This is a genomic window from Rugamonas fusca, from assembly GCF_014042365.1.
Taxonomy (GTDB): Bacteria; Pseudomonadota; Gammaproteobacteria; order Burkholderiales; family Burkholderiaceae_D; genus Rugamonas; species Rugamonas fusca.
In genome coordinates this window covers 130785-143458 of sequence record NZ_JACEZS010000005.1, presented here as the reverse complement: position 1 = coordinate 143458, position 12674 = coordinate 130785, and the positions used below count along the sequence as shown (strand labels likewise).

Annotated in this window: 13 protein-coding genes; 9 read left to right on the top strand and 4 right to left on the bottom strand. The window is 67.4% G+C overall.

Annotation, left to right across the window (positions count from 1 at the left end; genetic code table 11):
* Positions 1-43 precede the first annotated feature (43 nt).
* Positions 44-466 carry a MarR family winged helix-turn-helix transcriptional regulator gene (locus H3H36_RS08190; protein WP_182216114.1) on the top strand — a complete coding sequence of 141 codons (423 nt, stop codon included), beginning with the start codon at positions 44-46 and terminating at the stop codon, positions 464-466.
* A complete protein-coding gene (locus H3H36_RS08185; RefSeq protein WP_182216111.1) occupies positions 463-2205 on the top strand; it encodes a chloride channel protein in 1743 nt (580 codons plus the stop codon). Before H3H36_RS08190 ends, H3H36_RS08185 begins: the two co-directional genes overlap by 4 nt.
* 38 nt (positions 2206-2243) lie before the next feature.
* On the opposite strand, the gene H3H36_RS08180 is transcribed toward H3H36_RS08185, so the two are convergent.
* From H3H36_RS08180 to H3H36_RS08170, 3 genes are read right to left on the bottom strand one after another with little or no spacing between them, the layout of a single operon-like run.
* On the bottom strand, positions 2244-4064 hold the full coding sequence (locus H3H36_RS08180) for an AAA family ATPase (protein ID WP_182216109.1): 1821 nt from the start codon (positions 4062-4064) through the stop codon (positions 2244-2246).
* A gap of 18 nt (positions 4065-4082) precedes the next feature.
* A complete protein-coding gene (locus tag H3H36_RS08175; protein ID WP_182216107.1) occupies positions 4083-4610 on the bottom strand; it encodes a hypothetical protein in 528 nt (175 codons plus the stop codon).
* A 19-nt stretch (positions 4611-4629) separates the two neighbouring features.
* Positions 4630-4815: a hypothetical protein gene (locus H3H36_RS08170; protein ID WP_182216105.1), complete on the bottom strand. Its 186-nt coding sequence runs from the start codon at positions 4813-4815 to the stop codon at positions 4630-4632.
* A 296-nt stretch (positions 4816-5111) separates the two neighbouring features.
* On the opposite strand from H3H36_RS08170, the gene H3H36_RS08165 reads away from it, so the two are divergent.
* Both H3H36_RS08165 and H3H36_RS08160 read left to right on the top strand, forming a co-directional pair.
* The gene (locus H3H36_RS08165) at positions 5112-5528 is read left to right on the top strand and encodes a hypothetical protein (RefSeq protein ID WP_182216103.1); all 417 of its coding nucleotides are present in this window, start codon (positions 5112-5114) and stop codon (positions 5526-5528) included.
* 131 nt (positions 5529-5659) lie between these two features.
* Positions 5660-6991, top strand: a complete 1332-nt coding sequence (locus tag H3H36_RS08160; protein ID WP_182216101.1) for a head GIN domain-containing protein — start codon at positions 5660-5662, stop codon at positions 6989-6991.
* Between the two features lie 84 nt (positions 6992-7075).
* Here H3H36_RS08160 and H3H36_RS08155 read toward each other — a convergent pair whose 3' ends face one another.
* Positions 7076-7357 carry a hypothetical protein gene (locus H3H36_RS08155; protein ID WP_182161225.1) on the bottom strand — a complete coding sequence of 94 codons (282 nt, stop codon included), beginning with the start codon at positions 7355-7357 and terminating at the stop codon, positions 7076-7078.
* A 304-nt stretch (positions 7358-7661) separates the two neighbouring features.
* On the opposite strand from H3H36_RS08155, the gene H3H36_RS08150 reads away from it, so the two are divergent.
* The 5 genes from H3H36_RS08150 to H3H36_RS08130 are packed head-to-tail and all read left to right on the top strand — an operon-like array spanning position 7662 to position 12673.
* Positions 7662-8543 (top strand): glucosamine kinase nucleotide-binding domain-containing protein, encoded by an 882-nt coding sequence (locus tag H3H36_RS08150; RefSeq protein ID WP_182216099.1) that lies wholly within the window; start codon positions 7662-7664, stop codon positions 8541-8543.
* Positions 8544-8546: 3 nt separating this feature from the next.
* Complete coding sequence (locus H3H36_RS08145) at positions 8547-9281, top strand: GntR family transcriptional regulator (protein WP_182216097.1); 735 nt, start codon at positions 8547-8549, stop codon at positions 9279-9281.
* Positions 9278-10375 (top strand): N-acetylglucosamine-6-phosphate deacetylase, encoded by a 1098-nt coding sequence (gene nagA, locus H3H36_RS08140; RefSeq protein WP_182216095.1) that lies wholly within the window; start codon positions 9278-9280, stop codon positions 10373-10375. The genes H3H36_RS08145 and nagA overlap by 4 nt, the downstream gene beginning before the upstream one ends.
* A 5-nt stretch (positions 10376-10380) precedes the next feature.
* Positions 10381-11394 (top strand): SIS domain-containing protein, encoded by a 1014-nt coding sequence (locus H3H36_RS08135; RefSeq protein ID WP_182216094.1) that lies wholly within the window; start codon positions 10381-10383, stop codon positions 11392-11394.
* 19 nt (positions 11395-11413) lie between these two features.
* Complete coding sequence (locus H3H36_RS08130; protein ID WP_182216093.1) at positions 11414-12673, top strand: ABC transporter substrate-binding protein; 1260 nt, start codon at positions 11414-11416, stop codon at positions 12671-12673.
* Position 12674 lies beyond the last annotated feature (1 nt).

Genomic DNA, 12674 nt, shown 5'->3' with positions numbered 1-12674 from the left:
AATGTGATATATTAGCTTTCCCCATATCACTTTTACTGGTCTCATGTCCCCCCGTTCCCACGAACTGAGCAAGAGCGACTTCGAAACGCTCTCCAATTTCCGCTATCAGATGCGGCGCTTTGAACACTTTTCCGAATCGGCCGCGCGCGCGGCCGGCATCACGCCGCTGCAATACCTGCTGATGCTGCATGTAAAAGGCTTTCCCGGCCGTGAATGGGCCAGCATCGGCGAGCTGGCCGAGCGGCTGCAATCGCAGCAGCACGGCGTGGTGGCGCTGGTGTCGCGCTGCGAAGCGGCCGGACTGGTGCAGCGGCGCGTGAGCACGACCGACAAGCGCCAGGTGGAAGTGCATCTGCTGCCCCATGGCGAGGCGCTGCTGGTGCAGCTGGCCGATTTGCACCGGGCCGAGCTGCAATCGCTGGAAGGCAAGTTCACCGTGCCCGTGGTCGATTGGGAGGCGCCATGAGCCGGCGCGATTTCGCCGGCGACTTGCGCCTGTTGATCGTGGCCGTGGCGGCCCTGGTTGGCCTGCTGAGCACGCTGGCCGCCTGCGCCCTGCTGCGCCTGATCCACTTCTTCACCAACCTGTTCTTCTTCCAGACCCTGTCGCTGGACGAGCGCTCCCCGGCCCTCAATACGCTGGGCTGGTGGGTGCTGGTGGTGCCCGTGATCGGCGGCCTCATCATTGGCCTGATGGCGCGCTACGGTTCCGAGAAAATCCGCGGCCACGGCATCCCGGAAGCCATCGAAGCCATCCTGTTCGGCCAGAGCACCATGTCGCCCAAGGTGGCCATGCTCAAGCCGCTGTCGTCCGGTATCGCGATCGGCAGCGGCGGGCCGTTCGGCGCCGAAGGCCCCATCATCATGACGGGCGGCGCGCTCGGCTCGCTGGTGGCGCAGCACCTGCACCTGACGGGCGCCGAGCGCAAGACGCTGCTGGTGGCCGGCGCCGTGGCCGGCATGACGGCCATCTTCGGCACCCCGATCGCGGCCGTGCTGATGGCGGTCGAACTGCTGCTGTTCGAACTGCGCCCGCGCAGCCTGCTGCCGGTGGCCGTGGCGTGCGCCGTGGCCGGCTTCGCGCGGGGGCTGGTGCTCGATAACGGCCCCCTGTTCCCGTTGCAGACGCTGGTGCCCACGGCGGCCGAACTGCCGGGCTGCCTGGTGGCCGGCGTGGTGGCCGGCGCGCTGGCCTGGCTGCTGTCAACTTCGCTGTACCGGGTCGAGGACTGGTTCCACCGCCTGCCCGTGCACTGGATGTGGTGGCCGGCCATCGGCGGCGTGGCGGTCGGCATCGGCGGCTACCTGGAGCCGCGCGCGCTGGGCGTGGGCTACGACGTGATCGGCGACCTGCTGCACAGCCACCTGACGCTGCAGTTCATGCTGGGCCTGCTGCTGTGCAAGGCCGTGATGTGGGTGCTGGCGCTCGGTTCGGGCACCTCGGGCGGCGTGCTGGCGCCGTTGCTGATGCTGGGCGCGGGGCTGGGCGCACTGCTCGGCCCTTATCTGCCCGGCCACGATCCGGCCCTGTGGCCGCTGGTGTTCATGGCCGCCACGCTGGGCGGCATGATGCGCGCGCCCGTGATGTCGGTGGTGTTCGCGCTGGAGCTGACGCACGACGTGAACGCCCTGCTGCCGCTGCTGACGGCCTCGGCCGTGGCCTATGGCTTCACGGTGCTGGTGATGGGCCGCTCCATCCTGACGGAAAAGATCGCGCGCCGCGGCTACCACATCTACCGCGAGTACGGCATCGATCCCATGGAACAGCACAGCGTGGCCGAAGTGATGACGGCCCAGCCCGTGTGCGTGGACGCGCAGGCGCGCGTGGCGGACGTGCTGGTCAGCCATTTCGGCGATGGCCAGGTGCACCGGGCCTATCCGGTGCTGCATGGCGACCGGCTGGTGGGCATGGTGGACCGGGCCGCGCTGCAACGGGGCGCGGCGCAGACGGTGGGCCAGTTGTTCGGCGTGAACGTGCCCAACGTGGCGCTGGGCACGGAGACGTGCCGCGCCGTGGCCACCCGGCTCGCCGTGCACGGGCTGGAACGCTTGCCCGTGGTGGAGGATGCGCAATCGCTCAAGCTGATCGGCGTGGTCAGCCGCAGCGACCTGATCAAGCCGGCCGCCACCCTGTTCGGCGACGAGCAGCAGCGCCAGACCATGCGCCGCGCCATACCGGCCCGCTTCAAGGCGCGCCAGCCGTAAGCGGTGCGCGGACGAACCGCAGGCCGGGCCTGCCGTGCTCAGCGCGGCGGCGCCAGCCGCGGTTCACGCACGCCGGCCAGCTGGTGCAAACGGATGAAGGTCTTGGGCCCGGCCACGCCATCGGCCTTCAGATGCTGGGCCGACTGGAACTCGCGCAGGCGGCGCAGCAGGGCCGCGTCGAGCGGCTGGTTCCCGGCCGGCTGCTTCAGGCCGTATAACTGGGCCAGGTGCTTGGCCAGCCAGTCCACGTCGGGGCCATGGTCGCCATCGGACACTTCGTCGCGCCAGCTGCGCGGGGCACGCCAGAACGTCAGGTAACTGCCGTCGTAGCGTTCGGCCAGCGCGGCCAGGCTCAGGTGCTGAAGCTTGCCATCGAACGAGACGGTGGCGCCGCTGGCATCGAGCGCCGTCAGCAAGGCGTAGCGTGGCGTGGCGGAATCGTCGTGCAGGCTGAGCACGGCGGGACGGTCGAGCTGGCGCAATTCCTCCACGCCGCCGCGCGTCTGCAGGCAGCGCAGATTGAGCCTGGCCGCCACCTGGCAAGGCTCGCCGGGCGGCAGGGTCTGCCCCCACAGCGCGGCGAGCTGGCGCAACAACGCTGCCGGCCGCGCGCCCCCTTCACCGACTGGCGCGCCGGGCACGCTGGCGACGGCTGCCGCTGGCGCCGCGCCGGATGCAACGGTGGTGGCGGCTGCCACGGGCGCCGCACTGGATGCACCGGGGGCGGCAGCGGGCGGGACCGCGCCCGCCCCGGCGGCGCGCGCCGGCGGCACAGGTGCGGCGCCACCAGTTGCCGCCGTGCCCGACAAGGTGGACATGGCGGCGTCCGCCCGCGCGCTGGCGACGCCACTGCCAGCCGCCGCCTTGGCGGTTGGCACGACCAGGTTCGCTTGCCCTGATACCATTTTGGTATCACGGGCCGGCAACCATTGCCAGGCCGCCGCGCTGATGGCCACGCCGGCCAGCGCGCCGGCCGCCAGGCCCGCGCCCCACTGCGGCCAGGCGCGCCGGACCGTGTCCCCGGCGGCGGCCGGCGCGGCGAACACTTCCGCCGCCGCGCGCCGCACGATGGCGGGCGTGACTTGCGGCAGGTTCTCCACGTACGCCCCCAGCAAGGCCCGGTCGCACAGCAGGTTGATACGGCGCGGCACGCCCTTGGCCAGCTTGTGCACCAGCCCCGTGAGCCGGCGCGGGAAAGGCGAACCGGCCACGGCGCCGGCCACAGCCAGCCGGTGTTCGATATAGCTGCCCGTTTCGGCCGCCGTCAGCGACCCCAGGTGATAGCGGGCGATGACGCGCTGGGCCAGTTGCTCCAGCTCCGGCCGCGCCAGCATGGCGCGCAGTTCGGGCTGGCCGATCAGGATGATCTGCAACAGCTTGCGCTCGTTCGTCTCCAGGTTGGTCAGCAGGCGCAACTGTTCGAGCACGTCGGCCGACAGGTTCTGCGCCTCGTCGATGACCAGCACGTTGTTGTTGCCCTGGGCATGGCTGCCGAGCAGATAGCCGTTGATCGCATCGACATACCCCTTGACGCTGACGGCGCCCGGTCCCCCTGCCAGCTGCGCCAGCCCGATGCCGAACTCGTCGCACACGGACTGCAGCAACTCGGCCACCGACAGCTTGGGATTGAAGATGTAGGCCAGCTTGCAATTGGCGGGAATCTGTTCCATGAAGCAACGGCAGACCGTGGTCTTGCCGGCGCCGATCTCGCCCGTCAGCAACACGAAGCCGCCGCCGCTGCCCACGCCATACAGCAAGTGGGCCAGCGCCTCGCGGTGGCGTTCGCTCATGAACAGGTAACGGGGATCGGGCGCGATCGAGAACGGCGCTTGCTTCAGGCTGAAAAATTGCGTGTACATGAAACCCCAGGGTGGCGTTCAGCGCGTGCGCACGGCCTTGGGCTGGACCGGCGGCAACGGCTGGAACTTGGCGCAGTATAGCTTGGACTTGCGATCGAAATAGACGATGCGGCTGGCCGGTCTGGCTTCGCGCACCGGGTAGGCCGAGCTGTCGATTTTCGCATATTGCATCCCCACCTGGGTGGCGATGGCCTGTTCCAGTTGTTCCGGCGTGGTCTCGGCCACGGCGCCCACGAACACGAAGGTGCTGGTGTCGTCGCTGACCATCAATTCGGACATCTCCACGCCCCACAGGGTCGCGCCATCGGACTTGAACCAGTAGGCGCCGCCGTCGTGCTTGTAGGCGGGGCCGAAGGCATTGAGCAGGTAGTTGTAGAAATATTTGTTGTCAACCTGGTCGCGGCACAGCAAGGCGTTGCCGACGATGGTGCCAAATGTGGTGGGAACGGCCGCCTGCGCGCCGGTGCAGCCGAGCGCGAGCCATGCGGCGAGCAAGGATGCCAGCAACGGCGCCACGCGGCCAGCCCGGCTGCGGCGCGCTGACATGTTCAGCCCCGCCGGCATGCTACAGCTTCTGCATCCATGCCCGGTTGGCCATGATGCGTGCCTTGGCGGCGGCCGGGAGTGCTTCGTAACAGCCGGGATATTGCTTCAATGCACTTTCGCGCACTTCCTTCTGCAAACCATTGATCAGAAAAATATACAGTACCCCGCCATCGTCCGTTTTCTTGGTTCCCATATATTTGATCATGCTGACTCCCTTCACCCGGTCGGCGGCCCGCGCGTTGGCCGCCTCTAGGATGGCATTATGACATTGCGCCTTGAAATCACATACTGTTTCGCCAGCGGTACAGGGTAGATATCGGCTTCCCAGTGTATAAACTGTAGCGTATGGGGATGTTGATGGGGCGCGACTGTGGTTCATAGCTCAAACATTCAAGTTCGACAACGTCCATTATGAAATTCTAGTATCCAGTGCCAGCTTCGTATGCTCTAATAAAAAAGTGACCATCGCGTTAGAGCGCGTAACACTTTGTGGAGAGGGAAATGACTCGCATCATCACAGCGGCTGCCTTGACGCTGTCCCTGCTTGGTTCGGCCAGCGCCGTTGCAGGGGATGCCGTTGTTATCGACAACAACACCACCGACGCCATGAGCCAGGCGCCGCACGGCTTCATCGAAGTCGACGATCCCATGCACGTGCTGCAGCCTTATCTGGCCGACGACATGATGTTGCCGCGTCAGCAAGCCTCGTATTGGGTACGGCCCCGCTTGACGGCCGCCAAGGTGGAAACCGCCGGGCGCGTGCCCATCACGGGCAAGAAGGAAGCGCGCGCGACCGCGCTCAAGAGCAAGTATTCGGATTTGCCGGAACCGCCGATGGCGTCCATGTTGCTGATCGGCCTCATCCTGCTGTTCCTGACCGTGCAAGATGAAAAGGACGAGAAGTTCACCGAGCAATGAGCTGGCGGCGCCGTCCAGTACCCCATTTTCGCAGTTGATGCCGTCGATCCGTGCATCCATCCTTTTCCCATCGCAGGATGAGGGCAGATGGCTTATCTTTTCGCCATCCCCAACACGTGCTGCGAGAGAACATGAACCCGCTGATCCAACGTACCACCCTGGCCGCGGCGCTGACGCTGGCCAGCGCTCCCCTGCTGGCTGCGACGGCCCAGCCCGACAATAGCGACGGCACGGAAACCCGCACCGTGGCGCCATTTAACGCCATCGCGCTGGAGGGGCCGTGGCACGTGGTGGTCACGGCCCAGGGCGAACCGGCCCTGGCACTGAGCGGGCCACGCAAGGAAATGGCCAACGTGGAAACCGTCGTGACGGGCGACACCCTGACGGTCCGCCCGCGCCGGCGCGCGGGCTGGCATTTCTCGTTTGGCTGGGGCAAGCAGACGCCACTGACGGTGCACATCACGGCGCCCCACCTGGCCAGCCTGAAGGCCGGCGGCAGTGGTGACGTGGAATTGGAACAATTTCATGGCCAGCAACTAGCGCTGTCCACGGCAGGCTCCGGCGCCTTGCACGCCAGCGGCGACGCGCGCGACCTGACCTTGCGTACCGGCGGCAGCGGCAACGTCAACCTGCGGGCCATGACCGTTGGCAAGCTGAACCTGCGCCTGAACGGTTCCGGCGACGTGGCGGCCGGCAGCATCGACCAGGACGTGAATGCGGAGCTGAGCGGTTCGGGCGACCTGGACGTGGACAAGGTGCGCGGCGGCCGGGTGAACGCCATCTTGCATGGCTCAGGCTTGATGCGCGTGCACGGCGCCAGCAAGGAACTGCGGGCCGAGGTATCGGGTTCGGGCGACTTGCAGGCGTGCGAGTTGCAGACAGAAGCGGTGACGGCCGTGCTGCGCGGCTCGGGCGACGCCTGCGTGGCCGGCACCATCGGCCAGTTCGACGCCGAAGTGCATGGCTCGGGCGATCTCACCGTGCGCGGGCTGCAGGCGCAGAATGTCCATGCCATCCTCACCGGCGCCGGCAACATGGTGCTCTCTGGCAGCGGCGGCACACTGAGCGCCGAAGTGACGGGCTCGGGCGACCTGGACGCGAAAGGCCTGCAAGTGATGCGGGCCGTCACGCGCAGCCGCGGCCCCGGCAACATCTACCTGAACAAGGTGAGCGACTCGCTCGACGCGGAGCTGAGCGGATCGGGCGACCTGAACGCCGGCGCCGACTGCAAGCAAGTCAAGCTGACCATGAACGGCCCCGGCCAGGTCACGCTGGCCGGCAAGACCGACAAGCTCGATGCCCAGCTGAGCGGATCGGGCGAACTGCACGCGCGCCAGCTGTGGGCGGGCCAGGCGGCGGTGGTGGTGCGCGGTCCCGGCAGCGCCATGGTCAACGTGAAAACGGCCGACAAATCGCGGCTCGTGACCATCGACCGCAGCGGCGCGCGCGAACGCACCAACTGAGGACAATGGGGGACGCAGCACAATAAGCATGCAAAAATTGTGCGCCGTGCCCAATTGCGGCCCCTTGGTCGGGGCCAACTTCGCTTAGTCGAAGCAGAGGCGCTTCTTGGTGGCGGCGATCAGCTTGGCGTCGTACGGGTACAGGTTCTCGATGAACAGCAGTTCGCTTTCATCGGGTTCTTCCAGGCACATGGCCAGCATCACCGGACCATCCTCCATGCGGCCCAGGAAATGCTTGGGCCAGCGATTCTTGCGGTGCGCGCGCAACACTTCCATGCCGAGCTTGGCCAACGCCGGCTTCACCCCGGCCGCCAGCGCCTCGCGCTGCCATTCATCCCAATAGTCCTTCTGTCCTGCCTTGTTCATCTGCGTGATTCCTGAAGCGAAAGACGCCAGTGTACCCCGACCGTCACGAAGCTACCACAACAAGACCAAATTGGCATTCAACCACACAAAATACCATACCATTTTTAAAAACACACAAATCCATATAAAACAATGATTTACGAAAAAAATAAAGACAAATGCGAGCAGTCCACTTTAAGAATTCACAATACCAGTTAAATACCTGTTGACAAGCTGGTTTTGCAACCATATAGTGCCCCACAACTCCCCGGTTCGAAGCGGTATGCAAGCCCGGCCGGGATGGCACAACAGCGTGGGCAAAATCATGATCGAATTCTTCATCGGTGTGGATGGCGGCGGCAGCGGCACCCGGGTGCGGCTGGCGGACCGCGATGGACGCGAACTGGCCGAAGGCGCCAGTGGCCCGTCCGGCCTGATGCACGGCATCGCACGCGCCTGGGGCGCCGTGCAGGACGCAGCCGCGCAAGCGTTCCGCACCGCCGGCCTGGCCATTCCGGACAAGCAGCACACGGCCATCGGCCTTGGCCTGGCCGGCGTCCATAACAAGCAATGGGCGGCCGAATTCCTGGCCGCCAATCCCGGCTACGCCAAGGTGGCGCTGGAGACGGACGCCGGCACCACCCTGCTCGGTGCGCACCGGGGCGAACCGGGCGCCATCATCGCGCTCGGCACGGGCAGCGTGGGCGAAGTGCTGCTGGCCGACGGCAGCCGCTACGAAGTGGGCGGCTGGGGCTTCCCGTCCGGCGACGAAGCCGGCGGCGCGTGGATAGGCTTGCGCGCCGTGAACCACATCCAGCAGGTGGTCGATGGCCGCGCCACCGGCAGCCCGTTCGCCAGCGCCGTGATCGCGGCCTGCGGCGGCACGCGCGACGCGATCCAGGTCTGGCTGGCCAACGCCACGCAAACCCAGTATGCGCAACTGGCGCGGCTGGTGCTGCAATACGCCGACGCCAACGCCGACGCCGATCCCACCGCCCGCGCCATCCTGCTCGAGGCGGGCCGCCAGGTAGACCTGATCGCGCACGCGCTCGACGCCGGCGCCAGCTTGCCGATCGCCCTGTGCGGCGGCCTGGCCGCGCCACTGCGCCCCTACCTGCCGGAGGCGCTGTTGAAGCGCGTGGTGGCGCCACACGGCGATTCCGCCGCCGGCGCACTACGACTGATACAACAACATAGCAAGGAGTAGCCAGTGCTAGCACAGTTGAGCGATTTTCGGCCCGACGCCAGCAGCGACACCCCGCTCTATATGCAGTTGGCCAACAAGCTGTCCGACGGGATCACCAGCGGCGACTGGCGCGCCAACGAGGCGCTGCCGTCCGAGCGCGTGCTGTCGGAGATGCTGACCATCTCGCGCGTGACGGCGCGCAAGGCGATCGACATGCTGTGCGAGCGCGGCATGCTGACCCGCAAGCGCGGTTCGGGCACTTACATCACGCCCAAGCTGGAGCAGCCGCTGTCGCGCCTGACGAGCTTTTCCGAAGAACTGAGCCAGCGCGGCTTCACGGCCGGCTCGCGCTGGCTGCAGCGCGAGATCGGCGTGGCCTCGCCGCAGGAGCTGCTGTCGCTGGGCCTGTCGCCCAACATGCCGGTGGCGCGCCTGAAGCGCCTGCGCACGGCCGACGACGTGGTGATGGCGATCGAAACGACCACCATCCCGGTCGCCTACATGCCCAATCCGCACCAGGTGACGGAGTCGCTGTACGGCTACCTGGAGGCGAGCGGCGCGGTGCCGATGCGCGCGCTGCAGCATATCCGCGCCGTCAATGCCAACGCCGAGCAGGCGCGCCTGGCCAACATTGCCGCGGGTGCCGCCATGCTGCACATCACCCGCGTCAGTTATCTCGACAACGGCAACGCGGTGGAACTGACCCACTCGTTCTGCCGGAGCGACTATTATGAATTCGTAGCGGAGTCACGCAGATGAGCGGTGCAATCAAAGGCAATATCCTGACCTCGGCGGGCTGGGTCCGCGGCGAGATCGCGTTCTCGCACCGTATCGGCGCCATCCACGGCACCACCACCGATCCGGCCACCAACGGCGACGATTACGTCATCCCCGGCTTCATCGACCTGCACGTGCACGGCGGCGCCGGCAAGGATGTGATGGAAGGCGGCGACGCCGTCCACGCCATCGCCGCCATCCACGCGCAGCACGGCACCACCAGCCTGCTGGCCACCACCATGACGGCGCCGCCGGAAGACATTGACCTGGCCTTGAAAGCCATCGGCGAAGCATGCGCCAACCGCCGCCCCGGCTGCGCGCGCGTACTGGGCGCCCACCTGGAAGGCCCGTACATCAATTCCGGCAAGCTCGGCGCCCAGCCCAACTTCGCGCGCGCCGCCAAGCTGGCCGACGTGCAGCGGCTGGCCGCGTTCGCGCCGCTCAAACTGATCACGGTGGCGCCCGAAATCGCCGGCCATCTGCAACTGGTGCGCGAACTGGCCGATGCCGGCATGCGCGTACAGATCGGCCACACGCTCGGCTCCTACGAGGACGGCGTGGCCGCGCTGGAACACGGCGCGGCCGGCTTCACCCACCTGTTCAACGCCATGAGCGGCCTGCACCATCGCGAGCCGGGCATGGTGGGCGCGGCGCTGGCGCACGCCCAATACGCGGAATTGATTCCCGACCTGCTGCACGTGCATCCGGGCGCCATCAAGGTGGCGCTGCGCGCCATCCCCCACCTGTACTGCGTGACCGATTCCACGGCCGCCACCGGCATGCCGGACGGCGAGTACCTGCTGGGCCGGCACACGGTACAAAAGTGCATGGGCGGCGTGCGCCTGCCCGACGGCACGCTGGCCGGCAGCACCCTGACCATGGACCAGGCGCTGCGCAACCTGGTGGGCCTGGGGCTGGACCTGGCCGACGCCTCGGCCCGCGTCTCCACCTATGCGGCCGACTACCTGGGCCTGGAGGAACGGGGCCGGCTGGCGCCCGGCGCCTACGCCGACATGGTGGTACTGGACCGCGACCTGAATCTCAAAGCCGTTTATATCGAAGGAGAACTGTTGTGACCTCAATGATGCTCAAAGAAGCGCTGTCGGCCGCCGACTGCGTGGCCCTGCAACTGGCCAGCGACACCGACCGTTATGCGGAGCTGGGCCGCAAATTGAGGAGCACCTCCTTCTCGACCGCGCTCACCATCGCGCGCGGCAGCTCGGACCACGCCTGCTCGTACGCCGCCTACCTGATCATGGCGCGCCTGGGCCGGGTGGTGGCGTCGCTGCCGATGTCGCTCGTCACGCTCAACAAGTCGCCGCTGATCACGCGCGATACGCTGGCCATCTCCATCTCGCAGTCCGGCCAGAGCCCGGACGTGGTGGAACCGATCCGCTACTTCCGCGACGGCGGCGCCACCACCGTGGCGCTGGTGAACGACATCGACTCGCCGCTGGCCCACGCGGCCGAATGGGCCATGCCGCTGCGCGCCGGCAAGGAGCAAAGCGTGGCCGCCACCAAGAGCTTCATCACCAGCCTGGTGGCCAGCGCCCGCATGGTGGCCCAGTGGCAGAACGATCCTGAGCTGCTGGCCGGCCTGGAAGCGCTGCCCGATTCGCTGCGCGCCGCCACCAGCGAGGACTGGTCGCAGGCGATCGACATCCTGGCCCCGGCCCGCAACATCATGGTGGTGGGACGCGGCATCAGCTTCCCCGTGGCGCTGGAGGCGGGCCTGAAGTTCAAGGAAACCTCGGCCCTGCAGGCCGAAGCGTTCAGCGGCGCCGAAATCAAGCACGGCCCGATGGCGCTGATCGAGGACGGCTATCCGCTGATGATCTTCGCCACCCGCGGCCCGACCCAGGCCAGCCTGCTGCAACTGGCGGCCGAGATGCGCGGCCGGGGCGCGCGCGTGCTGCTGGCCGCGCCGGCCGACGTGGCCGAGCGCGACCTGACCCTGCCCACGGCCGCCACCCCGGACCTCGACCCCATCGTCGCGATCCAGGCCTTCTACGTGATGGCAGCCAAGCTGTCGGCGGCGCGCGGCATGGACCCGGACCGCCCGCGCCACCTGAGCAAAGTCACCAAGACCAACTAAACGTCCCACTACGCCAGCCATGAAGATCAAGTTACTGCTGACAGCATGGCTGGCGCTGGGCGCATGCGCGGTACACGCGGCGCCGCCGCAGAAAATCGAATTCTGGACCTTCAGCATGAAGCCCAGGTTCACACCCTACTTCGAAGCGCTGGCGCGCCGCTACGAAGCCGCCAATCCCGGCGTCAAGCTCGAATGGGTGGACTTTCCGTGGGACGTGATCCAGACCAAGCTGGTCACGCGCATCGTGGCCGGCACGCCGCCGGCGCTGGTCAACCTGAACGTGCCGTGGGCCGAGGAATTCGCCCGCGACGGCCTGCTGGCGCCCGTCGATGGGCTGCTGGCCGGCGAGCGCCAACGCTATGTGCCGGCCGCCCTGCAAGACCTGACCTTCGGCGGCAAGACCTATGGCTTCCCGCTGTACAGCAACGTGGCCGTCATCACCTACAACAAGCAACTGTTCGCGGCGGCCGGCATCGCCCATCCGCCGCGCGACCTCGACGAGCAGCTGGACTACGCGCGCCGCGTGGCGGCCCGCACCGGCAAGGCTGGCCTATGCCCCGCCCTGTCCAAGATCGACGGCCTGATGATGCAGCAGGGGCTGGACGTGATCCGCGACGGCCGCGCCGTCTTCAATTCGCCGCGCCACGTGGCGCTGGTGCGCAAGCTGGCCGACACCTACCGCGCCGGTGGCCTGCTCAAGGACAGCCTGTTCGCCGAGGATAATTTCCCCGCTGCGATCGACGCCTACAAGGGCGGCCGGCTGGCCATGCTGCTGGCGCCGCCCACGGCGCTCAAGCGCATCGAGGCCGACGCCGCCGACATCTACGCCATCACCGGCGTGGCGCCCGCACCGCTGGGGCCGACGGGCATCGCCGACGGCGGCTGGCTGATCCACTTCGCCGTCCCCAACAACGTCAATCCCGCGCTGCTGCCGGCCGTGGGCAAGTTCGCCCGCTACCTCACCAGCGACGAGAACGCGCTGGCCTTCGCGCGCCAGGCCAGCGTGTACCCGGCCAGCGCGCGCGCCGCCAGCGACACCTTCTTCACCACCGTGCCTGCGGGCGCGGGCGCGTCACAACAGGCGGTGGCCGCCGGCGCCGTCTCCATGCCGCACGCGCATACGCTGTACGTGGCCGGCGTGACGGACTACGACGAACTGCGGCGCTACCTGGTGAAAGCCGTGGAAGCCGGCGTGACGGGCAGGCAGGACATCCAGCAGGCGCTGGACCAGGCCGTGGCCATCTGGAACCGCAAGCTGGCCGCACAGCGGAGCCACTGAC